Source organism: Pseudomonas sp. BJa3, from assembly GCF_026343815.1.
GTDB lineage: Bacteria > Pseudomonadota > Gammaproteobacteria > Pseudomonadales > Pseudomonadaceae > Aquipseudomonas > Aquipseudomonas soli.
Genome location: NZ_JAOXMC010000009.1, coordinates 103,500 through 129,635 on the forward strand (window position 1 = coordinate 103,500; position 26,136 = coordinate 129,635).

Below are 26,136 nucleotides of genomic sequence, written 5' to 3' on the forward strand. Positions count from 1 at the left end.
TGGAGCCCGGTCTTGCGCGAAATCGTCCTGATCAACATCACTGGTGAAGACCGTCCAGGTCTTACCGCGGCCATCACCGGCGTCCTGCTCCAGGGCGGTGTGAATATTCTCGACATCGGCCTTGCGGTCATGCATGGCACGCTGTCGTTCGGCATCCTGGTCGACATCCCCGACAACGAGGTGGCCACCGCGCTGCTGCAAAGCGTACAGGCCAAGGCCCATGAGCTGAACCTGCAGGCGCGCTACACGCCGATCTCCGAGGCCGACTATCAGCACTGGGCCGACAGCCAGGGCGAGGCCCGCCACATCGTCACCCTGCTCAGCCGCCGGGTCACGCCACAACAGTTGCAGCGGGTCAGCGCCATCATCAGCCAGTACGGCCTGACTATCGAGCGCATCGAGCGCCTGTCGGCCCGCGTGGCGCTTGATGCCCAGGTCGAGAAGGGCAAGTCCGCGCTGGAAATCTCCGTGCGTGGCGAAGCCAGCGACGCCCAGGCACTGCGCGCCGACTTCTTCGCGCTGTCCGAAGAGCTGAACATCGACATCGCCTTCCAGCGTGACGACCTGTTCCGCCGCAACCGCCGCCTGGCGGTGTTCGACATGGACTCGACGCTGATCGAGGCCGAAGTCATCGACGAGCTGGCCAAGGCTGCCGGTGTCGGTGAGCAGGTGGCGGCGATCACCGAGCGCGCGATGCGTGGCGAGCTGGATTTCCGCGCCAGCTTCAAAGAGCGCATGGCGCTGCTCAAGGGCCTGGACGTGAGCGTACTGGACCAGATTGGCGCCTCGCTGCGTCTGACCGAGGGTGCCGAGCATCTGTTCGCCGAGCTCAAGCGCCTGGGTTACAAGACTGCGATCCTTTCCGGCGGCTTCACCTACTTCGCCAAGCAGGTACAGGCGCGCCTGGGCATCGACTATGTATTCGCCAACGAGCTGGAAGTGGTGGATGGCAAAGTCACCGGCGTGGCCGTCGAGCCGATCGTCGATGCGCAGCGCAAGGCTGATCTGCTGCAGCAACTGGCCAGTGAAGAGGGCCTGCAGCTTGAGCAGACCATAGCCGTGGGCGATGGCGCCAACGACCTGCCGATGCTGTCCCTGGCCGGCCTGGGTGTAGCGTTCCGCGCCAAGCCGCTGGTGCGTCAGTCGGCCAAGCAGGCGATCTCGACCCTGGGCCTGGATGGTGTGCTGTACCTGCTCGGCGTACGCGATCGCGAAGCGCGCGGCTGATCTTGAGCCCTGGGGCTGCAAAGCCGACCCTATGAAAAAGGCCCTGCATGACGTGAATCATGCAGGGCCTTTTGCTTACCAGATTGATCAGGCCTGGGCGGGCTGCGCCAGTAGCTCACCCATGCGCACGGCGGAGCCGGCACCGAGGCTCTCCGCCCACTTCACCTGTTCTGGCCCGAACAGCACGATGGCGGTGGAGCCCAGCTTGAAGCGGCCCAGCTCGGCGCCTTTCTCCAGATGGATCGGCGCACGACTGGCGTCGTCGTAGCGGAAAGTCTTCAGCTCGCGCTTCGGCGGCGTGACCAGGCCGGCCCAGACGGTCTCGATCGAGGCAACGATCATCGCGCCGACCAGCACCACGGCCATCGGGCCGCGCTCGGTGTCGAACAGGCAGACCACGCGCTCGTTACGGGCGAACAGCTCCGGTACGTTCTCTGCAGTGGTCTGGTTGACCGAGAACAGCCGCCCCGGCACATAGACCATCTCGCGCAGGGTGCCGGTCAGCGGCATGTGCACGCGGTGGTAGTCCTTGGGCGACAGGTAGATGGTGGCGAACTCGCCGCCCATGAACGGCGCGGCCAGGGCCGGGTCGCCGCCCAGCAGCTCCAGGGCGCTGTAGCCGTGGCCCTTGGCCTGGAAGATGCGGCCGTGCTCGATCGGGCCAAGCTGGCTGACTGCGCCGTCGGCCGGGCAGAGGATCGCGCCGGGGGTTTCGTCCAGCGGGCGGGCACCGGGCTTGAGGGCACGGGTGAAGAAGGCGTTGAAGTGCTCGTAGGCGCTGAGGTCTTCGACCAGTGCCTCGGACATGTTCACCTGGTAGCGCTTGGCGAACCAGGCGGTGAAGGCGTTCTTGAACCAGCGTGCGCGGCACTCGGCGACGCAGCCGGCCAGCCGCGACAGCAGGTGGTGCGGCAGCAGGTACTGGCTGATGATGAACAAGCGGGATTTCATTGAGCGTCCTTAAACTTCGACGGGCGTGTCGGGGTGGTTGCCCCATTCGCCCCAGGAACCGGCATAGCCCTTCACCCGTGGATAGCCGAGGGCCTTGGCCACGAGGTAGGTGAAGCCGGAGCGGTGGTGGGTCTGGCAGTGGGTGATCACTTCCTTGTCTGGGGTGATGCCCAGGTTTTGCAGGACTTCGGCGATGTCCTTGCGGATGCGCAGGTGGTCGTTGAGGTCCATGCCGGCGGTCCACTCGAAGTTGATCGCGCCGGGAATATGCCCGCCTTTGGCGGCCAGTACTTTCTCGCCGCTGTATTCCAGTGGCCCGCGAGCGTCCCAGATGACCAGGTCGGCGGCGCCCAGGCGGCTTTGCAGGTATTCGCGGGTGGCGGTGGGCTCCGGGTGCAGTCGCAGGTTCACCGCGCCGCCCATGCTGGCGGGCACCTCGGTGGACAGTTTGTCCGCCGGCCAGGCCTGTATGCCGCCGTTTAGGTAGTGATAGCGCTGGTGGCCAATCACGTCGAGCAACCAGATGAAACGGCCGGCCCAGCCGCCGCCTTCGTCGTCGTAGACCACATAGATCGCATCGTCGCGATGACCGAGTTCGGCGAACAGCTTTTCCAGGTCGGCGCGTGCCGGCAGCAGGCCAGGCGCCGGTGGTTGCCCCAGCTGGGTGCGCTTGGGATCGACGAAGCGTGCCCCGGGGATGTGGCCGCTGCCATAGCGGTTGGCGCTGGTCAGGTCGACCAGGATCAGTTGCGGCGATTCCAGGCGCGGCAGCAGGTCCTTGGCTTCGATCACCAGGGGCAAGCCGGAAAAGTCAGTCATCCACGGTCTCCAGGGTGCAAAGGTGGCGATTGTAGCGCAAGGCAATCATGAATGGCGGTTGCCGAAGATGGCCAGGGCGCGCTCGATGCATTGCACGGTTTTACCGAACGCCTGCACGCTGACATCGGCCAGCGGTTTGCCGTCCTGGTCCGCCACCGCCAGCATCAGCACCTGGTCGCCGACCGCCAGCGAGCGCAGCAGCAGGTGTTCGCTGCGGAAGAATGCGCGCAGTGGCGCTGGCAGCAGCGCGGTGAACTGGGCGTGGTTCTCGGGAGTCAGGCGCAATTGCCCGGCCTTGCTCATCAGTTTCTGCAGGAGTTTGTTCTGCGCGATCGGCAACGCAATGACGCTGGCTTCCTTGGGCAGGCCCGCAGTTTGCTGCACCCGCAGGTGGTCGGTAGCCTTGTCCAGGCTCAGCAGCATCAGGCGCTGCATGCCGCACGCCAGTAGCGCTTCGCGGGCCTGGGTGGCCAGGTGCACGGTGTTGCTGAACGGGCTCGGCTGGGCGAGCAGTTCCTGGCACAGCGTGCGCCAGCGGCCCAGCTCCTCGGTGCTGGGCGGTGGCGGGGTGAGCATGTCCGGGTGCGGGCGGCGCTGGTGCCAAGGCCAGATCAGCGCCTCGGCCGGGTGGAACAGGGCATGCCGGGCGTGATGGCGGGCACTGGCCGCGGCCTGCTGGTGAACCTGCTGCTGCACATCGTCCAGCGTGGTCTGCAGATAAAGGGCGGTAAGCAGCTGCCAGCGCAGCAAATGCGGATTGTCCCAGCCAACCTGGGCGGCCAGGGCAAGGCCGTTGGCCAGCAGTACGGTATTCGGGGGCTGGTTGAACCAGCGGCGCAGGGCCGGCTCTTCGTCCAGGCGCTGTTGCTGGACCAGCGGGTCCTGTTCGTGGGCGATGTTCAGTACCTGCGCCAGTTGTTCGCGCTCGTCCATCAGCAGGCGGTAACCCTGGGTCACCCACTCGGGCAGGCGCCAGTGGTCGGCCATGGCCTGGCACAATTGCATGATGCGCACGCCAAACAGTTGCTGCTCGACTTCAGCAGCCTCCTCGCCCTTGTGGATAACTCGCAGCTCCCATGTGTCCAGCAACTTGGGATAGGCCAGGGCCAGCGGCCACAGGGGCGAGAGGAACAACAAGCTGCCCCAGTGGATTTCCTGCCACAAGCGCGCTAGGCGGCTGGCGAACAGGCCGTTGGCCTGCTGGGTGGCATGCTGACTGATCAGCAGGAACTGGCGCAGCACCGGCGGGATCTCGTCGGCCGGCAGCGATGGCAGGCGTGCCAGCAGTTGGCTGACGCGGGCCAGGCCAAGGCGGTTAAGGGCTATTTCCAGGCTCTCGGCCGGTTCGGCCTGGCTGGCGTTGGCCGGGTGGTTGGCCTCGCGCAGCACGCAGAGCACCAGCGCGGGGCTGTCCTGCATCAGTTCGGCGATATCGCGCAGGGAGCGACGGCTGTCGTTGATGGCTTGCAGCACGCGATCATGGCTCTCTTTCGGCACCGGTACGCGGACCCCGTCGAGCAGCTTGATCCAGGCCTCTAGACTCGACGGAGCCTGACTTGGCACCTTGGTTTCAATTGGCATATTGACATCAGTCCGAACTGGCTTTTCGCAATGAGTGGCTATAGTCTGGCGCAGTTCTGCCGATAAGTAGAAGAAGAGTTTTCAAGCTTCCGTTCCCTATCCTGACCACGACAGCAAGTGCTTCCAACTTATGGCTAAAATTATCGGCATCATCGTCGTATTCGCGAGCGTGCTCGGCGGCTACGTGCTTTCCCACGGCAAGATCGCGGCACTGATCCAGCCGTTCGAAGTGCTGATCATCGGCGGCGCGGCCTTTGGTGCGTTCCTCCAGGCCAACCCTGGTTACATGACCATGCATGTAATCAAGAAGTCGCTGAAGATGTTCGGCACCCGCTTCACCCACACCTTCTACCTGGAAGTGCTGGGCCTGGTGTACGAGATCCTCAACAAGAGCCGTCGTGAAGGCATGATGGCGATCGAGGGCGACATCGAGGACGCCGCGGCCAGCCCGATCTTCGCCAAGTATCCGGCGGTGCTGGGTGACGAGCGCATGACCGCGTTCATCTGCGACTACCTGCGGATCATGTCCACCGGCAACATGGCGCCCCACGAGCTTGAAGGGCTGTTCGACATGGAGCTGCTGAGCATGAAGGAAGAGCTCGAGCACCCGTCCCACGCAGTGACCGGGATCGCCGACGGCATGCCCGGCTTCGGTATCGTCGCGGCGGTACTGGGTATCGTGGTGACCATGGCGTCGCTGGGTGACGGTGACCAGAAGTCCATCGGCCTGCACGTTGGTGCGGCGCTGGTTGGTACCTTCTTCGGTATTCTTGCTGCCTACGGCTTCTTCGGCCCATTGGCCAACGCCCTGCGCCACGATGCCAAGGAAGAGCTGAACGTCTACGAGGCGATCAAGGCCTCGCTGGTGGCCTCGGCTTCCGGCATGCCGCCGTCGCTGGCGGTCGAGTTCGGTCGCAAGGTGCTGTACCCGGCGCACCGCCCGAGCTTCGCCGAGCTGGAACAAGCAGTACGCGGTCGCTAAGCCATGGAGAACAATCAGCCCATCATCGTCAAGCGCGTCAAGCGCTTCGGCGACGGCCATCACGGCGGCGCCTGGAAAATCGCCTTCGCCGACTTCGCCACGGCGATGATGGCGTTCTTCCTGGTGCTGTGGTTGCTGTCGACCGCCACGCCCGAGCAGAAGATCGCCATTGCCGGTTACTTCAAGGATCCGATCGGCTTCTCCGAAAGTGGCACGCCCTACATCATTGACCTGGGTGGTTCGCCACAGCTGGCGCCCGAAAAGACCATCAACCCGGAAGTGAAGTCCGAGCCGACGCCGGATACAAGCTTGCAGTTGGACAAGGACAAGGTCGAGACCATGGCCGAGCAGGTCGAGCGCGAGCGCCTCGAGTTGCTGCTGCAGGAGCTGCAGAACAAGGTCGAGGAAAACCCGCAGTTGCAAAAGTTCAAGGACCAGATCCTGTTCGAGATCACCCAGGACGGCCTGCGCATCCAGATCATGGATGCCGAGAACCGGCCGATGTTCGACCTGGGCAGCGCACGCCTGCAGCCGTACTTCGAAGACATCCTGCTAGCCATGGCCGACACCATCAAGGCGGTGCCGAACAAGATCAGCATCAGTGGCCATACCGATGCCAAGCCGTATTCCGGTACCGGCGACTTTGGTAACTGGGAGCTGTCGGCCAACCGCGCCAACGCGGCGCGTCGCGCACTGGTCGCCGGTGGCTATCCAGATGAGCAGGTGGCCCGTGTGGTCGGCTATGCATCGTCGTCGCTGTTCGATCGCGCCAACCCGTTCAACCCGGTCAACCGTCGTATCGACATCATCGTCCTGACCAAGAAAGCCCAGCGCGATATCGAGGGCGAGCAGGGCAAGCCGCAGGCTGCGCCGCCTGGCGCTGAAGCACCGCCTGCGGGCGCTGCGCCAGGTGCGGCCGCGACTCCGGGCGATACGCCGATGCAACCGCGCGAGTTGCGCCAGAAGCTGAACATCTTCGAGGATGGCGTGTTGAAGATGGATGAGGCCAAAGACCAGTAAAGGACAGGGGCCGCTTCGCGGCCCCGATGCATTCAGAACCCCCGCCTGATCTTGGCCTTGAGATCGGCATGGAAGAAATCCGCATTGTCCCTGTCCGACACTAAGCTGCGCCCGGCCTGCGAAGCCATGGCCCGGCCAAAAGTCTGCTCGTCATGGTATGCGCGCACGAAAAGGTCTATATGCTCCCGTTCCCGCATCACTGGCCACTTGCCCAGGCGCTGCGGCAGGTCAGTCGAGCCAGCATGGTAGAAAGTCACTCGCCGATGCGCCATGGCCGCAGCGCCCAGCAGCCAGGCTGTCCACCAGTCTTCGCCATGGGCCTCGTAGAGCACGCCGATCCAGTGAGTGGCATCGGCCATGTGTTGGCAAAAGCAACCATGCAGGTCGTCGAGGGTCTGGCCTTCGTCGTCGAAGGGGACAAGTTGAGTAGGAATGCCTTCTAGCAGAAGGCGTTCGTTGAGGATGAAGGCATCGAGCCGCTCATCTCGGCGGTAACTGATGAAAACCGGCATCCTTGTTGCCCTCCCTGATCAATGCCGACGACAAGGCATGACCATCGGGGAAAGCGGAGAGATGGACAATAGGTGACTGCGAAACCGGAGTGGTCCTACCTGCTCCGGTAACATCTCCTACAGCAAAAGCCGGCAGATCCGCCAATCAGTAGGTGTCTTCCGGCAAGCTGGCGATGATTGAACGGTAGCTGTTCATCCGTTGCTGCGTGACGCCGCCGTCTTCCAGCGCCTTGAGCAGGGCACAACCAGGCTCGCGGTCATGCTTGCAGTCACGGAAGCGGCAGTTGCCGATCAGTTCGCGGAATTCGATGAAGCCATCCTCGACATCGTCACGGCTGACATGGCCCAGGCCGAATTCACGGATGCCTGGAGAGTCGATCAGGTCACCGCCATTGGGGAAGTGGTAGAGGCGCGCGGTGGTGGTGGTGTGGGTGCCCTGGCCGGACCATTCCGACAGGTCGCCGACACGGGTGCCCGCATCAGGCAGCAGGCTGTTGACCAGCGAGGACTTACCCACGCCCGACTGGCCGACGAACACGCTGATATGACCATCGAGTGTCTGCTGCAAGCGCTGCATGCCATCGCCCTGGTGCGCCGAGACTTCCAGCAGCGGGTAGCCCAGGCCACGGTAGACCTCGAGCATGGCATTGAGAGTCGGGGCGTTCTCGTCGTTGATCAGGTCGGCCTTGTTCAGCAGCAGCAACGGGCGGATGCCGGCATGCTCGGCGGCGACCAGGTAACGGTCGATCAGGTTGGGGTGCGGTTCGGGCGCAGGGGCGAAGACAATGACGATCAGGTCGACGTTGGCTGCCACCGGCTTGAGCTGGCCATGGTTGTTCGGCCGGCACAGTTCGGTGCTGCGCGGCATCTGCGCGACGATCACGCCGATGCCCTGGTTGCCGGCGCGCCAGACCACACGGTCGCCAGTCACCAGCGCCGGCAGGTTGGCCCGCAGGTGGCAGCGGAACACCTGGCCCGCGACCTCGCCGTCCTGGGCCTCGACCTCGACCTGCACGCCGAAGTGGGCAATCACCAGGCCCAGTTGCTCCGGTCCCAGGTCGCCACCCTCCAGTTCCTGCAGCACATGCTGCTCGCGTTTGGCGGCGCGAGCGGCGCGTTCACCCTGGATCTTTTCGATGCGCCAGTTCTGGCGGCGGTTGAGCTGGCGTTTGGCCATGAAGGTTCCGTGTCGGCGGGGCAGAAAGAAAACGGCAGGCAGTTTAGCACGGCGCGCCCAACACCCGTTCGCTAGGCTAATATGACGGCCTATTCGAGGAGCCCTTTCATGCAAAACCCACAGAACCTGATCTGGATCGATCTGGAGATGACCGGCCTGGATCCGGACAACGACGTCATCATCGAGATGGCCACCATCGTCACCGACAGCGAGCTGAACACCCTGGCCGAAGGCCCGGTGATCGCCATTCACCACAGCGACGAGGTGCTGGCGCGCATGGACGAATGGAACACCCGCACCCATGGCGCCTCGGGCCTGACCCAGCGCGTGCGCGAAAGCAAGGTGAGCATGGCCGAGGCCGAGGCACAGACCATCGCTTTCCTCGAGCAGTGGGTACCGAAGGGCAAGTCGCCGATCTGCGGTAACAGCATCTGCCAGGACCGCCGTTTCCTCTATCGCCACATGCGCGAGCTGGAAAACTACTTCCACTATCGCAACCTCGATGTTTCCACGCTCAAGGAATTGGCCGCGCGCTGGGCGCCGGAAGTGCGTGACAGCTTCAAGAAGGGCAACACCCATTTGGCGTTGGACGACATCCGTGAGTCGATTGGCGAACTGCGTCACTACCGTGAGCATTTCATCAAGGTCTGACCTCCTGCGCCGATGATCGTCGGCGCGCCCCTTTTGGTGCCCTGCGTGACTGGGTAGACTGCGCGCCTTTCCCGCACGGACCTGCACCATGTTGCTGATGCTCTATCTCATTGCCATCACCGCCGAAGCCATGACCGGCGCCCTGTCCGCTGGCCGTCGGGGCATGGACTGGTTCGGCGTGGTGCTGATCGCCTGCGTCACCGCGCTGGGTGGCGGCTCGGTGCGTGACGTGCTGCTCGGGCACTACCCGCTGACCTGGGTGAAGCATCCCGAGTACCTGGTGCTGACCAGCTTCGCGGCGCTGCTGACCATCTTCATCGCGCCCTTGATGCGCCACCTGCGGTCGTTGTTCCTGGTGCTCGACGCCCTGGGTCTCGTGGCGTTCACCCTGATCGGCTGCATGACCGCGCTGGAGATGGGGCAGGGGTTCCTTGTCGCCTCCATCAGCGGGGTGATTACCGGGGTGTTTGGCGGCATTCTGCGGGACATCTTCTGCAATGATATTCCGTTGGTGTTTCGGCGTGAGCTGTATGCCAGTGTTTCGTTCGCGGCGGCTTGGTTCTATCTGGGGTGTGTTTACTTCAAGGTGCCGGCGGAGCAGGCCATGCTGCTGACACTGTTTGGTGGTTTTCTGGTGCGGTTGTTGGCGATTCGGTTTCATTGGGAGATGCCGAAGTTTCATTACAATGATCAGCAATAGCGGATTTTTGCGGCGCAGCCACTGTATTCAGAATTTTTCTGGCAGGACTGTAACTGTAGCTATATAGCCATTTTTCAGAAGAGTTGCTGCTCTTGCTCTTGCTCTTGCTCTTGCTCTTGCTCTTGCTCTTGATCTGCTTTTGCTTCTAGGTGCGCGATAGTTCAGGCGACACAAATTGCGACTTCAGGAGGCCGAACGCAGGTCTTGCGGAGGGAGGTGACGGGCATGGATGCCCGTCAAGCGCTGCGCCCCAGGATGGGGCGTTCAGCGCGGTCCTCCCGGGAGCAAGGCCGGAGTGAGGGGACCCCGGAGCGAAGCGTAGGGGCCGGATGAATGGAGCGAGGATTTTTTGGTCCCTTTTTGATCCTTCGAAAAGGGACCCGCCGTAAGGGCGGAAAGGTGATTATGCGTCACCATCGCAAATGAATGCGCATATAACTTTCGAGACACGCGCTGTGTAAGTTAAAGTCAAAGTCAAAGTCAAAGTCAAAGTCAAAGTCAAAGTCAAATGCGATTGGCGTGGGTTTTTACAGTTGTAAGCGCATTCATTTGCTATAATGACGCATAGTCACCCTTTCGCCACCCGGCGAGTCACTTTTTGTCAAACGCGACAAAAAGTAACCAAAAAACGCTGCGCTCCATTCATCCGGCCCTCCGCTTCGCTCCGGGTTCCCTCACTCCGGCCTTGCTCCCGGGAGGACCGCGCTGAACGCCCCATCCTGGGGCGCAGCGCTTGACGGGCATCCATGCCCGTCACCTCCCTCCGCAAGACCTGCGTTCGGCCTCCTGAAGTCGCGAAGTTACGGGCGGCGCCTGCACTGGCGCAGCTGGCGCTCGCAGGCTATGGGGTTGACCTTTTGATCGCCAAAGGCAAAGGCAAAGGCAAAGCAGCGAGCGTCAAAGGGCGTTGTGGCGAGCCAGGGCCCATTCCACGTGTTCGCGTACCAGTTCCGAAGGATCATCCCTACGCGCATTGAGCGCCTCCAGCACGGGGATGGTCGACGGTGCGTTGCCAAGCCCTACCGCGAGGTTGCGCAAGAACCGTTCATACCCCGCCCGGCGCAATGGCGAGCCTTCGGTGCAGCCGAGAAAACGCTTTTCATCCCACAGGAACAGTTCGGCCAGCTCGATATTGTCCAGCCCCCGGCGGGGCATGAAGTCGTCTTCGGTCGTGGTCTTGGCGAAACGGTTCCACGGGCAGACGATCTGGCAATCGTCGCAACCAAACACCCGGTTACCGATCAATGAACGCAGTTCCATTGGAATGGCCCCGCGCAATTCGATGGTCAGGTACGAGATGCAGCGCCGGGCATCGAGCTGATAGGGCCCGACGAACGCCTGGGTCGGGCAGATGTCCAGGCAGGCCTGGCACCGCCCGCAATGATCGCTGCCCTGCACGCCGTCGATCGGCAGCGGCAAGTCGACGAACAACTCGGCGAGGAAGAAATAGCTGCCCGCCTTGCGGTTGAGCAGCAGGGTGTTCTTGCCTATCCAGCCAAGGCCGGCCTCCTGGGCCAGGGCTTTCTCCAGCACCGGGGCGCTGTCGACGAAGGCGCGGTAGCCGAACGGGCCGATGGCTTCCTGGATGCGGTCGGCGAAGTGCTGCACCCGCTTGCGCACCAGCTTGTGATAGTCGCGGCCCAGGGCATAGCGCGAGATGTAGGCTTTTTCAGGGTCCGCCAAGCGCTTTGCCATCTGCGTGTCGCCGGGCAGGTAGTCCATGCGCAGCGAGATCACCCGCAAGGTGCCGGGTATCAGCTCGGCCGGGCGCGAGCGCTTGTTGCCATGCTCGCCCATGTACTCCATCTCGCCATTGTGGCCAGCGGCCAGCCAACGCTGCAGGTGCTGTTCGTGCTCGCCAAGGTCGACACCGGCGATGCCGACATGGGCAAAACCGAGTTCGCGGCCCCAATCCTTGATCGATTGGGCCAGTGTGGCGATGTCTGGAAGGTCGGCGGACATGTATGAACAAGCATTACAAGCGGAGGTGCGTATAATTCTGCCAGACATCGGAGCCTTTGACCCCATGCCTCAGACCAAACACCCCCCATTACCGCTCAGCAGCCTGACCTTGGCCAGGTTGCCGCCACGTGCTGCTGATGCCCACAAGGGCGATTTCGGCCATGTGCTGGTGGTCGGCGGCGACCTGGGCACAGGCGGCGCGGTCATGCTCAGTGGCGAGGCGGCGTTGCGTTGCGGCGCCGGCCTGGTCAGCGTCGCCACCCGCCCCGAGCACGTAGCTGCGGGGCTGACACGCCTGCCCGAGACCATGTGGCTGGGCGTGAGCTCGGCCAACCAGCTGATGCCGCTGCTCGAGCGTGCCACGGTGCTGGTGGTCGGCCCTGGCCTCGGCCAGGCCGGGTGGGGGCGCAGCCTGTTGTCGGCGGTGGCCAATGCCCACCGACCACAGGTGTGGGACGCCGATGCGCTCAACTTGCTGGCGCGCACGCCACTGGCACTGCCCAGCGGCAGCATCCTCACCCCGCACCCCGGCGAGGCCGCGCGCCTGCTGGGGATTTCCACCGAGGCGGTGCAGGCCGACCGGCCGGGTGCGGCGCGCAAGCTTGCGCGTCGTTACGCCAGCGTCTGTGTGCTCAAGGGCGCCGGCACGTTGGTGGCCGACCCTGCCGGGCAACTGGCTTTTTGCGGCCGTGGGCACCCAGCCATGGCCGGTGCCGGATTGGGCGATGTGTTGACTGGCGTGCTGGCAGCCTTGCTGGCCCAGGGGCTGGATGCCTGGCAGGCCGCGTGCCTGGGGGTGTGGCTGCATGCGTGCGCCGGCGAGCGGTTGGGTGTCAAAGGTAGAGGGCTGGCGGCCAGTGATCTGGTGCCGGTCATTAGAGCGTTATTGGAGGAGCATTCAGCGTGTCAGGCATAACCCTGTTTCTGGGCGACGAGGACGCCACCGTCGCCTTTGGCGCGAAACTGGCCGAAGTGACCAAAGGTCATGGTGTGATTTTTCTCGAGGGCGACCTGGGGGCCGGCAAAACCACCCTGTCCCGCGGGCTGATCCGGGGCCTGGGTCATACCGGCCCGGTGAAAAGTCCGACATTTACCGTGGTTGAACCCTACGAGATTGGTGATGTTCGCGCCTTCCATTTCGACCTCTATCGTCTGGTCGACCCGGAAGAGCTTGAATTCATGGGCATTCGCGATTATTTCGAGGGCGATGCATTGTGCCTGTTCGAATGGCCCGATAAAGGTGCGGGCGTTTTGCCAAAGCCCGACCTGACCATTACCATAAGCCCGCAAGCGGGCGGACGTTCGCTGAACCTGTCGCCGCAGGGGGCACGCGGCGAAGCCTGGTGTGCCGTTCTGGCCAAAGAATTCATACAGTAAGTGGGGAAAGGTATGCGCATACGCGCACTGGTCGCTGTCGTTGGGCTGCTGCTGACTGCGGTGACCGTTGACGCTCTGGCCGTCACTCAAGTCAAGAGCATGCGCCTGTGGCGCGCTCCGGACAACACGCGGCTGGTCTTCGACCTGTCCGGGCCTGTGCAGCACAGCGTCTTCACCCTCACCGCTCCCGATCGTCTGGTGATCGACATCAACGGTGCCACCCTGGGGGCGCCGCTGAACGTCTCCACCTCGAACACGCCGATCACCAGCGTGCGTTCGGCCCAGCGCACGCCCACCGACCTGCGCGTGGTGGTCGACCTGAAGAAAGCCGTGTCGCCGAAGAGCTTCACCCTGGCCCCGAACGCCCAGTATGGCAATCGCCTGGTGGTCGACCTGTACGACCAGGAAGCCGACGCCATCGCCGCCAGCAACCCGACACCGCCGCCGACACCGCAGCCACCGGCCACCACGCCGGCGGTGCCCGTCACCCCGGCGCAGCCGGCGATCAAGTTGCCACCGGCACCGAGTGGCAAGCGTGACATCGTGGTCGCCATCGACGCCGGCCACGGCGGCGAAGACCCGGGCGCGTCCGGCTCGCGTGGCCAGCACGAGAAAGACATCGTGCTGGATATCGCCAAGGAACTGCAGCGCCAGATCAACTCCGAGAAGGGTTATCGCGCCGAGCTGACCCGCACCGGCGACTACTTCATCCCGCTGCGCAAGCGCACCGAGATCGCCCGCAAGAAGGGCGCCGACCTGTTCGTCTCGATCCACGCCGACGCCGCGCCGTCCAAGGCTGCCTTCGGCGCCTCGGTGTTCGCCCTGTCCGACCGCGGTGCCACCTCCGAGACCGCCCGCTGGCTGGCCGACACGGAAAACCGCTCCGACCTGATCGGCGGTGCCGGCAACGTCAGCCTCGACGACAAGGACCGCATGCTGGCCGGCGTGCTGCTCGACTTGTCGATGACCGCCACCCTCAGTTCCAGCCTCAATGTCGGGCAGAAGGTGCTTGGCAACATGGGCCGGGTCACGCCGCTGCACAAGCAGCGGGTGGAGCAGGCCGGGTTCATGGTGTTGAAGTCGCCGGACATCCCTTCGATCCTCGTTGAAACCGGGTTCATCTCCAATGCCAACGAGGCGGCCAAGCTGGCTACCCGCAGTCATCAGCAGGCCTTGGCGCGTTCGATCCATACCGGTGTGCGTCAGTTCTTCCAGCAGAACCCGCCGCCTGGCACCTACATTGCCTGGCTGCGTGACAGCGGCAAGATCGCCGAGGGCCCGCGTGAGCACACCGTGCGACCGGGCGAGACCCTGGCGATGATCGCCGTGCGCTACCAGGTGAGTGTTGCCGCCCTGCGCAGCAGCAACAGCCTGAAAAGCGATGAGTTGAAAGTCGGCCAGCACCTCGACATTCCGACCACCGCCCTGGCGTCCCAGCGATGAGTGGCGGCTCGCGCATCCAGCTGCTCAGCCCGCGGCTGGCCAACCAGATTGCCGCCGGCGAGGTAGTCGAACGTCCCGCGTCGGTGGCCAAGGAACTGCTGGAGAACAGCCTCGACTCCGGTGCCCGGCGTATCGAGGTCGAGGTCGAGCAGGGCGGCGTGAAGTTGCTGCGGGTGCGCGACAATGGCAGCGGCATCGCCCCTGACGACCTGCCGCTTGCCCTGGCGCGTCATGCCACCAGCAAGATTCGTGAGCTGGAAGACCTCGAAGGTGTGCTCAGCCTCGGGTTTCGCGGCGAGGCGCTGGCATCGATCAGCTCGGTCGCCCGCCTGACCCTCACCTCGCGTACTGCCGAGGCGAGCGAGGCCTGGCAGGTGGAGACCGAGGGGCGCGACATGCTCCCGCGGGTGCAGCCGGCGGCTCATCCGGTCGGCACCTCGGTCGAAGTGCGTGACCTGTTCTTCAATACCCCTGCCCGACGCAAGTTCCTCAAGGCCGAAAAGACCGAATTCGATCACCTGCAGGAAGTGATCCGGCGCCTGGCGCTGGCGCGTTTCGACGTGGGCTTTCACCTGCGGCACAACGGCAAGACCATCTTCAGCCTGCATGAGGCCGCCGACGAGATGGCGCGGGCGCGGCGCGTCGGCACCATCTGCGGCCCGGGCTTCCTCGAGCAGGCGCTGCCGATCGATGTCGAGCGCAACGGCCTGCGCCTGTGGGGTTGGGTGGGCTTGCCGACCTTCTCGCGCAGCCAGGCCGACCTGCAGTACTTCTTCGTCAATGGCCGCGCGGTGCGCGACAAGCTGGTCGCCCATGCGGTGCGCCAGGCTTATCGGGATGTGCTGTTCAATGGTCGGCACCCAACCTTCGTGCTGTTCCTCGAGTGCGACCCGACCGGTGTGGACGTCAACGTCCACCCCACCAAGCACGAAGTGCGCTTCCGTGAAGGGCGCATGGTCCATGACTTCCTCTACGGCACCTTGCACCGTGCCCTGGCCGATGTGCGCCCGGAAGACCAGCTTGCCGCGCCGGCGGCCAGCGACGAACTGGTCCGCCCCAGCGGCTTGCAGGCTGGCGAGTTCGGCCCCCAAGGCGAAATGCGCCTGGCCTCGCCAGTGCTCGAGCAGCCTCAGGGCGAGCAGCGGGGCTTCGCTTCGAGCGGTTCGGGCGCGGGCTATCAGTACCAGTACACGCCCAGGCCCTCCCAGCCGCTGAATGCCGGCGAGGCGCAGGCGGCCTACCGCGAGTTCTACGCCCCCCTGGACAATGCCGCCGCCGCGCCGAGCGCGTTGCCGGAAAGCCAGGGCGATATCCCACCGCTCGGCTACGCGCTGGCGCAGCTCAAGGGGATCTATATCCTTGCCGAGAACGCCGTCGGCCTGGTGCTGGTGGATATGCACGCCGCCCATGAGCGGATCATGTACGAGCGTCTGAAGGTGGCCATGGCCAGTGAAGGCTTGAGCGGCCAGCCATTGCTGGTGCCCGAGTCGCTGGCGTTGAGCCAGCGCGAAGCCGATTGCGCCGAGGAGCATGCCCAATGGTTCCAGCGCCTGGGCTTCGAACTGCAGCGCCTGGGCCCGGAAACCCTGGCGATCCGCCAGATCCCGGCCTTGCTCAAACAGGCCGAGGCTAATCGCCTGGTGCAGGATGTGCTGGCGGACCTCATGGAGTACGGCACCAGTGACCGTATCCAGGCGCACCTCAACGAGCTGCTGGGGACCATGGCCTGCCATGGCGCGGTGCGGGCCAACCGGCGTCTGGCCATCCCGGAGATGAACGCCTTGCTGCGCGACATGGAGAACACCGAGCGCAGCGGCCAGTGCAACCACGGCCGACCGACCTGGACCCAGATGAGCCTGGACGATCTGGACAAGCTGTTCCTGCGGGGGCGATGACATGAGTGCCAGACCTCCGGCGATTTTCCTCATGGGCCCGACCGCGGCCGGCAAGACCGACCTGGCGATCGAGCTGACCAGCAAGCTGCCCTGCGAGCTGATCAGTGTCGACTCGGCGCTGGTCTATCGCGGCATGGACATCGGTACCGCCAAGCCCTCCAAGGAAGTGCTGGCCGCGCATCCGCACCGCCTGATCGACATTCTCGACCCCGCCGAAAGCTACTCGGCCAAGCGTTTCTGCACCGATGCACTCCAAGCCATGGCCGAGATCACCGCGCGCGGCAAGATCCCGCTGCTGGTTGGCGGCACCATGCTCTACTACAAGGCACTGGTCGATGGCCTGGCGGACATGCCGCCAGCCGATGCCACGGTCCGCGCCGAGCTCGAGGCACAGGCGCAGGCCCTCGGCCTGGCCGAATTGCACCGGCAACTGGCCGAAGTCGATCCAGAGTCGGCGGCGCGCATTCATCCGAATGACCCGCAGCGGCTGATCCGTGCGCTTGAAGTGTACAAAGTGAGCGGCGAGAGCATGACCGCCCACCGTCAGCGTCAATACGCGCAAAGTAGCGGCGCAGACGCAGGCGCGGGCGAGCATTTGCCCTATACTGTCGCCAGCCTGGCGATAGCGCCTATAGATCGTCACATTTTGCATCAGCGAATTGCGTTACGATTTTCACAGATGCTGGAACAGGGCTTTGTCGACGAGGTCCGAACGCTGCGGGCCAGAAGTGACTTGCACGCCGAGCTGCCGTCTATAAGGGCAGTGGGGTATCGGCAGGTGTGGGACTACCTCGACGGCAAGCTGACTGAGAATGAGATGCGTGAACGCGGTATCATTGCCACGCGTCAGCTGGCCAAGCGGCAATTCACCTGGTTGCGCGGCTGGTCCGACGTCCACTGGCTGGATAGCCTGGCCTGCGACAATCTGTCCCGCACCTTGAAATACCTGGGGACCGTCTCCATATTGAGCTGAGTCCCTGCCAGTTGCCGTCTATTCTTGCGAAGGGGCGGCATAATTTATCGATTTTCTTGATTTTCTATTATTGATCCTTACAGGAGTGCGGCATATGTCAAAAGGGCATTCGCTACAAGACCCTTACTTGAACACCTTGAGAAAAGAAAAAGTCCCGGTTTCGATCTATCTGGTCAACGGGATCAAGCTGCAGGGCCAGATCGAATCCTTCGACCAGTTCGTCGTGCTGCTGAAAAACACCGTCAGCCAGATGGTCTACAAGCACGCCATTTCGACCGTCGTCCCAGCACGCCCGGTTCGTCTGCCAAGCCCGACCGATGGTGAGCACGGCGACAGCGAGCCAGGCAACGCTTGAAAAAAGTAGGAGCCTGCATTGTTCTTTGAGCGCCACGGTGGTGGTGAGCGAGCGTTGCTCGTTCACTTGGAAGGTCAGAACCCTGAGGCGCGCGAAGACCCGCAGGAGTTTCAGGAGCTGGCGCTGTCGGCCGGAGCCGATATCGTTTCGCTGGTGACAGTGGCGCGGCATCAGCCCACCGCCAAGTTTCTGATCGGCAGTGGCAAGGTCGAGGAGTTGCGCGACCTGGTCCATTCGGCCGAAGCCGACCTTGTGATTTTCAATCACACCCTCACGCCCAGCCAGGAACGCAACCTCGAGCGCGTCTTCGAGTGTCGCGTGCTGGACCGTACCGGGCTGATTCTCGATATCTTCGCCCAGCGGGCGCGTACTCACGAAGGCAAGCTGCAGGTCGAACTGGCCCAGCTCGAGCACATGAGCACGCGACTGGTACGCGGTTGGACCCACCTTGAGCGGCAGAAAGGCGGTATCGGCCTGCGTGGCCCGGGTGAAACCCAGCTCGAAACCGACCGCCGCCTGCTGCGGGTGCGCCTGCGCCAGATCAAGGCACGCCTGGAGAAGGTGCGCAGCCAGCGCGAGCAGGCCCGTCGTGGGCGCAAGCGCGCCGACATTCCTTCGGTGTCGCTGGTGGGTTATACCAACGCCGGTAAATCGACCCTGTTCAACGCACTCACGCAATCCGATGTGTATGCCGCGGACCAGCTGTTCGCCACCCTCGACCCGACCTTGCGCCGGCTCGAGCTGGCCGACCTGGGGCCGATCGTGCTGGCCGACACCGTAGGTTTCATCCGCCACCTGCCGCACAAGCTGGTCGAGGCATTTCGGGCTACGCTCGAAGAGTCGAGCAACTCCGACCTGCTGCTGCACGTGATCGATGCCCATGAGCCCGAGCGCATGGAGCAGATCGAACAGGTACTGGCGGTGCTGGGCGAGATCGGTGCCGAGAGCTTGCCGATCCTCGAGGTCTATAACAAACTCGACCTGCTCGAAGATGTCGAGCCGCAGATCCAGCGCGATGCCGATGGCAAGCCGCAGCGGGTCTGGGTATCGGCACGCGATGGACGAGGCCTGGAGCTGGTTGGCCAGGCGATTGCCGAGTTGCTGGGGGACGATCTTTATGTCGGAACCCTGTGCCTGGAGCAACGGTTTGCCCGCCTGCGCGCGCAATTCTTTGCCCTGGGTGCCGTGCAGAGTGAAGAGCATGATGAAGAAGGGCGCAGCCTGCTGAGCGTGCGACTGCCCAGGGTCGAGCTGAATCGCCTGGTCAGCCGCGAAGGCATGGAGCCGCAAGTGTTTGTCGAGCAACACACTTTGCAATAAATGCCCGTCGAGGTCGCCGGGCAGCCGTGACAGGCATTCTGTAGCATTGGACGGCGCGCCGTGGGCGCGTCTTTGCTTTATCAGATGGAGAGCGCTATGGCTTGGAACGAGCCGGGTGGCAACTCGAACAATCAGGATCCCTGGGGCGGCCGCCGTAATGGTGGCGGCGGTGGTGGCGACAAGAAAGGTCCACCGGATCTGGACGAGGCCTTCCGCAAGCTGCAGGACAGCCTGAACGGCATGTTCGGCAGTGGCAAGAAACGTGGCGGCGGCGGTGACCGCAATATCGGCAAGGGTGGCGGCTACGGGCTGCTGGGCATCGGCCTGGCGGCTCTGGCGGCAATCTGGCTGTACAACGCCGTCTATGTCGTGGACGAGCAGGAGCAGGCCGTGGTGCTGCGCTTCGGCAAGTACTACGAGACCGTCGGTCCCGGCCTGAATATCTACTTCCCGCCGATCGACCGCAAGTACATGGAAAACGTGACCCGCGAGCGGGCCTACACCAAGCAGGGGCAGATGCTCACCGAAGACGAGAACATCGTCGAAGTGCCACTGACCGTGCAGTACCGCATCAGCAACCTGCAGGACTTCGTGCTCAACGTCGACCAGCCGGAAGTCAGCCTGCAGCATGCGACTGACAGCGCCCTGCGCCACGTGGTGGGTTCCACCTCGATGGACCAGGTGCTGACAGAAGGCCGCGAGCAGATGGCCGTGGACATCCGCGAGCGTCTGCAGCGTTTCCTCGACACCTACCGTACCGGTATCACCGTCACCCAGGTCAACGTACAGAGCGCGGCAGCCCCGCGTGAAGTGCAGGAAGCCTTCGACGACGTGATCCGTGCCCGTGAGGACGAGCAGCGTGCGCGCAACCAGGCCGAGTCCTACGCCAACGGCGTGGTGCCGGAGGCCCGTGGCCAGGCGCAGCGCATCATCGAGGACGCCAACGGCTACCGCGATGAAGTCATCGCCCGTGCCAAGGGTGAGGCCGATCGCTTCACCAAGCTGGTCGCCGAGTACCGCAAGGCGCCGGAGGTCACGCGTCAGCGTCTGTACCTGGACACCATGCAGGAGGTCTACAGCAACTCCAGCAAGGTCCTGGTCACGGCCAAGGACGGGCAGAACAACCTGCTCTACCTGCCGTTGGACAAGATGGTCGAAGGCAGCCGCGGCACCAGTGCAGCGCCGTCCAGCAGCGTATCGCCGTCGGTCAATGACGCCGGCGCGCGTGCCGCCCAGGATCTGCAACCACAACCGCCGCTGCGTTCCAGGGAGAGCCGCTGATGAGCAATAAGTCACTGTTCGCCCTGATCGGCGCCGTGGTGCTGGCGATCGCCGCCTGGAACTGCTTCTACATCGTTTCGCAGACTGAACGCGCGGTACTGCTGCAGTTCGGCCGCGTGGTCAAGGCCGATGTCCAGCCTGGCCTGCACGTGAAGGTGCCGTACGTCAACCAGGTGCGCAAGTTCGACGCCCGCCTGATGACCCTCGACGCGCCGACCCAGCGTTTCCTGACGCTGGAGAAGAAAGCGGTGATGGTCGATGCCTACGCCAAATGGCGGGTCAAGGACGCCGAGCGCTTCTATACCGCAACGTCGGGTATGAAGCAGATCGCCGACGAGCGCCTGTCGCGTCGTCTGGAAAGCGGCCTGCGTGACCAGTTTGGTAAACGCACCCTGCACGAAGTGGTTTCCGGTGAGCGTGATGCGCTGATGGCGGATATCACCGCCTCGCTGAACCGCATGGCCAGCAAGGAGCTGGGTATCGAAGTGGTCGACGTTCGCGTCAAGGCCATCGACCTGCCCAAGGAAGTCAACCGCAGCGTGTTCGACCGTATGAGCACCGAGCGCGAGCGTGAAGCCCGCGAGCACCGTGCCAAGGGTAACGAACTGGCCGAAGGTATTCGTGCCGACGCCGACCGTCAGCGCCGCGTGTTGCTGGCCGAAGCGTACCGCGAAGCGGAAGAGACCCGCGGTGATGGCGATGCCCAGGCAGCTGCCATCTATGCCAAGGCGTACACGCAGGACGCCGATTTCTACGCGTTCTACCGTAGCCTCAAGGCCTACCGCGAAAGCTTCTCCAGCAAGAGCGACGTGCTGGTCCTGGATTCGAAGAACGAGTTCTTCCGCTTCCTGGACAAGAGCAAGCCCTGATCGTGCTCTCATGGGGGATTCGCCCCGCCGGGCAGCTAAAATGCCTGGCGGGGTGCATCCTGAATGAAAAGGGGTGTATGATGAGTCAGCCGGGAAATTCCCGGCTTTTTTGCGTCTGCAAGGTTGATTGGCAAACGGCCAGTTGACGGTTTGGTCAGGTCGCAAGGCAATTCGAGGGTATTGGCTACGGTGGTTGCGCTGGGATCAGTGCTGCCCGCTGTTGTGCGTCAATGCCTGCTTTACTCACGGCTCGCCAGCTGGCAGGCCGCCCGGACCAGAGGGGAAATGGCGTAATGGCAACGGTAGACCGCTGGCTACTGCCAGATGGCATCGAGGAAGTACTGCCACCTGAGGCCGCGCGCATCGAGATCGCGCGTCGTCAGGTGTTGGACCTGTTCCAGAGTTGGGGTTACGAACTGGTCGTCACCCCGCATATCGAGTACCTGGAGTCGCTGCTCACCGGCGCCGGCCAGGACCTGGACCAGCGTACCTTCAAGGTCGTCGACCCGCAGTCCGGCCGCCTGATGGGCTTCCGTGCCGACTTCACGCCGCAGGTGGCGCGCATCGACGCCCACACCCTGCGCCGTGAAGGCCCGAGCCGCCTGTGCTATGCCGGCAGCGTGCTGCATGCACAGCCGCGTGCCCTGTCGACCTCGCGCAGCCCGATCCAGCTGGGCGCCGAGCTGTACGGCGACGCCAGCCCTACCAGCGATGTCGAAGTCATCAGCCTGATGCTCGCCACGCTGCAACTGACCGATGTCGCCGATGTGCACATGGACCTTGGCCATGTCGGTATCTATCGCGGCCTGGCCCGTGCCGCCAACCTGTCCGGCGCGGTCGAGCAGCAACTGTTCGATGCCCTGCAGCGCAAAGCCGTCGATGAAGTGCAGGCGCTGACCGCAGACCTGCCGAAGGACCTGGGCAACATGCTGCGCGCCCTGTGCGAGCTCTGCGGTGGTCGTGAAGTGCTGGCCGAGGCCCGTGTGCGCCTGGGCCGTGCCCCCGCCAGCGTGCTGGCGGCGCTGGACGACCTGTTGGCGATCGCCGATCGCCTGGCTTCGCGCTACCCGGACCTGCCGCTGTACTTCGACCTCGGCGAATTGCGCGGCTACCACTATCACACCGGCGTGGTGTTCGCCGTGTTCGTGCCTGGCGAAGGTCAATCGATCGCCCAGGGCGGCCGCTATGACGACATCGGCGCCGATTTTGGCCGGGCACGCCCGGCCACCGGATTCTCCACGGATTTGAAGACCCTGGTCACACTGGGGCGAGCGGAGGTCGTATTGCCTGCTGGCGGCATCTGGATGCCCGACAGCAGCGATGCGGCCCTCTGGCAGATGGTCTGCCAGTTGCGCAACGAGGGCCAGCGAGTGGTCCAGGCTTTGCCTGGCCAGCCGCTGAGTGCTGCTCTCGAGGCGGATTGTGATCGGCAATTGATTCAGCAAGACGGGCGCTGGCAGGTTCTGCCGCTGACCCATTGAGATTCTTCGCCGGCAATGGGCCGGCACCAAGTTTGCGTGAATGAGGACAAATGTAATGGGTAAGAATGTCGTCGTCCTGGGCACCCAGTGGGGTGATGAGGGCAAAGGCAAGATCGTCGATCTGCTGACCGAACATGCTGCCGCCGTCGTGCGCTACCAAGGTGGCCACAACGCGGGCCACACCCTGGTGATCAACGGTGAGAAGACTGTTCTGCACCTGATTCCGTCCGGCATCCTGCGTGAAGGCGTGCAATGCCTGATCGGCAACGGCGTGGTCGTCGCCCCGGATGCCCTGATGCGTGAAATCACCAAGCTGGAAGAGAAGGGCGTACCGGTGCGCGAGCGCCTGCGCATTTCCCCGGCGGCTCCGCTGATCCTGTCGTACCACGTGGCCCTCGACCAGGCCCGTGAAAAAGCCCGCGGCGAAGCCAAGATCGGCACCACCGGTCGTGGTATCGGCCCGGCCTACGAAGACAAGGTGGCCCGTCGCGGCCTGCGCGTCGGCGACCTGTTCCACCGCGAGCGCTTCGCCGCCAAGCTCGGTGAGCTGCTGGATTACCACAACTTCCAGCTGGTGAACTACTACAAAGAGCCGGCCATCGACTTCCAGCAGACCCTGGACGAGTGCATGGCCTACGCCGAGCAGCTCAAGCCGATGATGCTCGACGTCACCGCCGAACTGCACAACCTGCGCCGCGCCGGCAAGGACATCATGTTCGAAGGCGCCCAGGGCTCGCTGCTGGACATCGACCACGGCACCTACCCGTATGTCACCAGTTCCAACACCACCGCCGGCGGCATCTCCACCGGTTCCGGCGTTGGCCCGATGTACCTGGACTACATCCTGGGCATCACCAAGGCCTACACCACTCGCGTCGGTTCCGGTCCGTTCCCGACCGAGCTGTTCGACGAGACCGGCGCCACCCTGGCCAAGCGTGGCCATGAGTTCGGCTCCACCACCGGCCGTGCCCGTCGTTGCGGCTGGTTCGATGCCGTGATCCTGCGTCGCGCCATCGACGTCAACAGCATCTCGGGTATCTGCCTGACCAAGCTGGACGTGCTGGACGGCCTGGAAACCATCAACATCTGCGTTGGCTACAAGAACGAGAACGGTGCCGTCATCGACGCGCCTTCCGATGCCGACAGCTACATCGGCCTGGAGCCGGTGTACGAAGAGATGCCAGGCTGGAGCGAGTCGACCTTGGGCGTTAAAACCCTGGAAGAGTTGCCGCAGGCCGCGCGCAACTACATCAAGCGCATCGAGGAGCTGGTCGGCGCGCCGATCGACATCATCTCGACTGGCCCGGACCGCAACGAGACCATCGTGCTGCGTCATCCGTTCGCCTGATCAGCTACTTGCTAGCTGACTGAACGCCGCGCCCCCGCAAGGAGGCGCGGCGTTTTCATATGGGTACGAAGTAGCGGGAGGCTTGCCCCGCGCATGGCATCGGCGCAGGCAATTTCGCTGCCATGGATAATCGCCTCATATCTTTGGCATTTATACCTGCTGTCTCAGGCACAACCCTTGCTGTAAGAAGTTTCTGTAGATGCCATCAAAGTAATGGCGCCAGAAACACGAGGGTTACAACGTGTCTGCCATCCTTTCACTGTTACGAAGCCGCCTCTTGCGGCCTGTGTTTGTTGCGCTTGGTATCGCTCTTCTGGTGCAGGTGCTGGTTGCCGTTGCACTGACGCGGAGCACGGTCACCGCCCTGGAAGCCGATTTGGGGGCGCGCCTGGGCAATGACAGCCAGAAACTGGCTGCCGAACTGGAGCAGGCCGGGGAGGATGTCCGGGCTGGGCTCGACAGCCTTTCCGTCAGTACGCGTCAGCGTTTGAGTGCGGGCCTGTCCAGCCGTCTGCAGGATGAGCAGCAGCAGTTGCGCGCGACGCTGGAGGAAAATCTCAGGGACTCGGCCCATGAAATGGCCGATCTGTTGGCCTCGGTCGCGCCACGGGCGATCTGGGACAACGACGTGCCGATGCTCTCGGACTTCGCTCGCCGTGCCCAGCGCAATCCCAACGTGTTGTTCGTGATCTACGACGATGCCCAGGGCCAGCACCTGACCCGCTACCTCAACCGGCAGAACCCGATCAACCAGGCATTGATGGAAAAAGGCCAGGGCGAACGGGCGCTGGACAAGGTGCTGGATGCCGCACGCAAGGATTCGTCGGTGTACTTCGTAGAGGCGTCGATCAACCCCAACGGCGCAGAGATCGGCAAGGTGCTGATGGGCGTGTCCACCGCGGGCATCGACCAGGAGCTCAAGGCTCTGGATCAGCGCTTCGCGGCCTTGATCGCCAGTGGCGAGCAACTGGTCGGGGACAGCCTGGTGGCCGCCGCCGCCGACAGTGGCAAGGCCTTGCGTGCGCGCCTGGAGACAGCCCAGCACAGCGCCACGGCGATGCAGGCCAATACCGCGCAGACGGTGCGTGATGCCGCCGCCGAGCTGCGCTGGCGCATCGGCCTGGGTCTGGTGCTGGTCGGTCTGGGTGTGCTGCTGGTGGTGGCCGTGGTGCTCGGGCGTCGCGTCCTCAGCAAGCTCGGCCTGCTGATCGCCGCGTTGAACGACCTGGCCGCCGGCGAAGGCGACCTGACCAAGCGCGTCAAGCTCGACAGCCGTGACGAGATCGGTGACATGGCTTCGGCGGTCAATCGCTTCGTCGACAAGCTGCAGCCCATCGTCCGCGAAGCCGGCGAAGTGGCGCAGCGTACTGGCGTGGAGATCGACAGCATGGCCCAGCGCAACGCCGGTGCCGATGCCGCTGCCGCGTTGCAGCGCGACGAAGTGGCTGCCAGCCTGCGCGACCTGTCGAGTATGGCTGACGAGGCCCAGGCCGAGAGCCATGCCATGCAGGCGGCATTGCAGCAGGTGGTGGACATTCGCCAGGCGACCGACGAGAACAGTCGTGCTTCGACGCAGCTGGCGCGGTTGATCGAGAACCTGGCCGGCGAAGTGCAGACTGGCTCCCAGGTGATCGAGCGGCTGGCCAAGCAGAGCGAGCAGATCGAGGTGGTACTGACGGTGATCCATGGCATTGCCGAGCAGACCAACCTGTTGGCGCTCAACGCCGCCATCGAAGCGGCGCGGGCTGGAGAAACCGGGCGCGGTTTCGCCGTGGTGGCCGATGAGGTGCGTGCCTTGGCGAGTAAGACACAGAGCTCGACGGGGGATATCCAATCGCATATCGCTGCGCTGCAGCAAGGCGCCAAGGAGGCGGTGGCGACCATCAGTCAGGCCGGGCGCCAGGCCAGTGAAGGCTTGCTGGTGTTACGCGACAATGAGCGGCGCCAGCAGTCGGTGCAGGCTGCGGTCGAGCAGGTGCATGCGGCGATCGGCCTGGCCACGCGAGCGGCCGAGCAGCAGGCCAGCGGCGCGCAAGCCGTGCGTGGGCGAGTCGAAACCATCCATGCCCAGGCCGAGCGTTCGGCCGAGGTGGTAATGCAGACCACCGCCAGCAGCAAGGTACTGGATGACCTGGCGGCGCAGTTGCGGGCCAGTCTGGGGCAGTTCAGGGCCTGAGGAAAGGTGGGGGGCTGATCGCCGGCAAGCCGGCTC

Annotated in this window: 23 protein-coding genes and 1 pseudogene; 18 read left to right on the forward strand and 6 right to left on the reverse strand. The window is 63.8% G+C overall.

What is annotated here, in order from left to right; all coding sequences use genetic code 11:
• Window positions 1-12: 12 nt before the first annotated feature.
• Window positions 13-1,227, forward strand: coding sequence for a phosphoserine phosphatase SerB (gene serB / locus OH705_RS13270; protein WP_104444830.1), 1,215 nt, complete (start codon window positions 13-15; stop codon window positions 1,225-1,227).
• A gap of 87 nt (window positions 1,228-1,314) precedes the next feature.
• On the opposite strand, the gene asd is transcribed toward serB, so the two are convergent.
• Genes asd through OH705_RS13285 form a run of 3 tightly spaced genes read right to left on the reverse strand, consistent with a single transcriptional unit; the run spans window position 1,315 to window position 4,578 of the window.
• A complete protein-coding gene (gene asd, locus OH705_RS13275; RefSeq protein WP_267302341.1) occupies window positions 1,315-2,178 on the reverse strand; it encodes an archaetidylserine decarboxylase in 864 nt (287 codons plus the stop codon).
• A 9-nt stretch (window positions 2,179-2,187) separates the two neighbouring features.
• Window positions 2,188-2,997 (reverse strand): thiosulfate sulfurtransferase, encoded by an 810-nt coding sequence (rhdA, locus tag OH705_RS13280; protein ID WP_094012383.1) that lies wholly within the window; start codon window positions 2,995-2,997, stop codon window positions 2,188-2,190.
• Between the two features lie 45 nt (window positions 2,998-3,042).
• Window positions 3,043-4,578 (reverse strand): HDOD domain-containing protein, encoded by a 1,536-nt coding sequence (locus OH705_RS13285; protein ID WP_267302342.1) that lies wholly within the window; start codon window positions 4,576-4,578, stop codon window positions 3,043-3,045.
• A gap of 130 nt (window positions 4,579-4,708) precedes the next feature.
• On the opposite strand from OH705_RS13285, the gene motA reads away from it, so the two are divergent.
• Entirely contained in the window at window positions 4,709-5,560 is an 852-nt protein-coding gene (gene motA, locus OH705_RS13290; protein ID WP_023630652.1) for a flagellar motor stator protein MotA, read from the forward strand.
• A 3-nt stretch (window positions 5,561-5,563) separates the two neighbouring features.
• The gene (motB, locus tag OH705_RS13295; RefSeq protein WP_023630651.1) at window positions 5,564-6,580 is read left to right on the forward strand and encodes a flagellar motor protein MotB; all 1,017 of its coding nucleotides are present in this window, start codon (window positions 5,564-5,566) and stop codon (window positions 6,578-6,580) included.
• Window positions 6,581-6,612: 32 nt separating this feature from the next.
• Here the strand turns inward: motB and OH705_RS13300 are convergent, their stop codons facing one another.
• Window positions 6,613-7,092 (reverse strand): hypothetical protein, encoded by a 480-nt coding sequence (locus OH705_RS13300; RefSeq protein ID WP_023630650.1) that lies wholly within the window; start codon window positions 7,090-7,092, stop codon window positions 6,613-6,615.
• Between the two features lie 145 nt (window positions 7,093-7,237).
• Window positions 7,238-8,269, reverse strand: a complete 1,032-nt coding sequence (rsgA, locus tag OH705_RS13305; RefSeq protein WP_023630649.1) for a small ribosomal subunit biogenesis GTPase RsgA — start codon at window positions 8,267-8,269, stop codon at window positions 7,238-7,240.
• Between the two features lie 108 nt (window positions 8,270-8,377).
• On the opposite strand from rsgA, the gene orn reads away from it, so the two are divergent.
• Together orn and OH705_RS13315 are read left to right on the forward strand one after the other, a co-directional pair.
• Window positions 8,378-8,920, forward strand: coding sequence for an oligoribonuclease (orn, locus tag OH705_RS13310; protein ID WP_046853993.1), 543 nt, complete (start codon window positions 8,378-8,380; stop codon window positions 8,918-8,920).
• Window positions 8,921-9,008: 88 nt separating this feature from the next.
• Window positions 9,009-9,620, forward strand: a complete 612-nt coding sequence (locus OH705_RS13315) for a trimeric intracellular cation channel family protein (RefSeq protein WP_023630647.1) — start codon at window positions 9,009-9,011, stop codon at window positions 9,618-9,620.
• A gap of 897 nt (window positions 9,621-10,517) precedes the next feature.
• Here OH705_RS13315 and queG read toward each other — a convergent pair.
• Window positions 10,518-11,582 (reverse strand): tRNA epoxyqueuosine(34) reductase QueG, encoded by a 1,065-nt coding sequence (queG, locus tag OH705_RS13320; RefSeq protein ID WP_023630646.1) that lies wholly within the window; start codon window positions 11,580-11,582, stop codon window positions 10,518-10,520.
• A 64-nt stretch (window positions 11,583-11,646) separates the two neighbouring features.
• Here queG and OH705_RS13325 point away from each other — a divergent pair, with 64 nt between their 5' ends.
• From OH705_RS13325 to OH705_RS29310, 13 genes and pseudogenes are all read left to right on the forward strand, one after another.
• Window positions 11,647-12,498, forward strand: coding sequence for an NAD(P)H-hydrate dehydratase (locus OH705_RS13325; protein WP_038706895.1), 852 nt, complete (start codon window positions 11,647-11,649; stop codon window positions 12,496-12,498).
• Window positions 12,486-12,959 (forward strand): tRNA (adenosine(37)-N6)-threonylcarbamoyltransferase complex ATPase subunit type 1 TsaE, encoded by a 474-nt coding sequence (gene tsaE / locus OH705_RS13330; RefSeq protein ID WP_023631735.1) that lies wholly within the window; start codon window positions 12,486-12,488, stop codon window positions 12,957-12,959. Before OH705_RS13325 ends, tsaE begins: the two co-directional genes overlap by 13 nt.
• Window positions 12,960-14,402, forward strand: a complete 1,443-nt coding sequence (locus tag OH705_RS13335; protein ID WP_376780524.1) for an N-acetylmuramoyl-L-alanine amidase — start codon at window positions 12,960-12,962, stop codon at window positions 14,400-14,402.
• A complete protein-coding gene (gene mutL, locus OH705_RS13340; protein ID WP_267302343.1) occupies window positions 14,399-16,297 on the forward strand; it encodes a DNA mismatch repair endonuclease MutL in 1,899 nt (632 codons plus the stop codon). Before OH705_RS13335 ends, mutL begins: the two co-directional genes overlap by 4 nt.
• A 1-nt stretch (window position 16,298) precedes the next feature.
• On the forward strand, window positions 16,299-17,270 hold the full coding sequence (gene miaA / locus OH705_RS13345) for a tRNA (adenosine(37)-N6)-dimethylallyltransferase MiaA (protein ID WP_267302344.1): 972 nt from the start codon (window positions 16,299-16,301) through the stop codon (window positions 17,268-17,270).
• A 94-nt stretch (window positions 17,271-17,364) separates the two neighbouring features.
• Window positions 17,365-17,625, forward strand: a complete 261-nt coding sequence (hfq, locus tag OH705_RS13350) for an RNA chaperone Hfq (protein WP_023629894.1) — start codon at window positions 17,365-17,367, stop codon at window positions 17,623-17,625.
• An 18-nt stretch (window positions 17,626-17,643) separates the two neighbouring features.
• On the forward strand, window positions 17,644-18,945 hold the full coding sequence (gene hflX, locus OH705_RS13355) for a ribosome rescue GTPase HflX (RefSeq protein WP_023629895.1): 1,302 nt from the start codon (window positions 17,644-17,646) through the stop codon (window positions 18,943-18,945).
• Between the two features lie 96 nt (window positions 18,946-19,041).
• Window positions 19,042-20,226, forward strand: a complete 1,185-nt coding sequence (gene hflK / locus OH705_RS13360) for an FtsH protease activity modulator HflK (RefSeq protein WP_267302345.1) — start codon at window positions 19,042-19,044, stop codon at window positions 20,224-20,226.
• The gene (hflC, locus tag OH705_RS13365; protein WP_023629896.1) at window positions 20,226-21,095 is read left to right on the forward strand and encodes a protease modulator HflC; all 870 of its coding nucleotides are present in this window, start codon (window positions 20,226-20,228) and stop codon (window positions 21,093-21,095) included. The genes hflK and hflC overlap by 1 nt, the downstream gene beginning before the upstream one ends.
• Before the next feature lie 293 nt (window positions 21,096-21,388).
• On the forward strand, window positions 21,389-22,576 hold the full coding sequence (locus OH705_RS13370) for an ATP phosphoribosyltransferase regulatory subunit (protein ID WP_038706891.1): 1,188 nt from the start codon (window positions 21,389-21,391) through the stop codon (window positions 22,574-22,576).
• A 55-nt stretch (window positions 22,577-22,631) separates the two neighbouring features.
• Window positions 22,632-23,924 (forward strand): adenylosuccinate synthase, encoded by a 1,293-nt coding sequence (locus OH705_RS13375; RefSeq protein WP_028688256.1) that lies wholly within the window; start codon window positions 22,632-22,634, stop codon window positions 23,922-23,924.
• A gap of 1,057 nt (window positions 23,925-24,981) precedes the next feature.
• A pseudogene (locus OH705_RS29305) lies at window positions 24,982-25,194 on the forward strand (methyl-accepting chemotaxis protein); the annotation flags it as partial.
• Between the two features lie 201 nt (window positions 25,195-25,395).
• Complete coding sequence (locus tag OH705_RS29310; RefSeq protein ID WP_371920599.1) at window positions 25,396-26,100, forward strand: methyl-accepting chemotaxis protein; 705 nt, start codon at window positions 25,396-25,398, stop codon at window positions 26,098-26,100.
• Window positions 26,101-26,136: the final 36 nt, after the last annotated feature.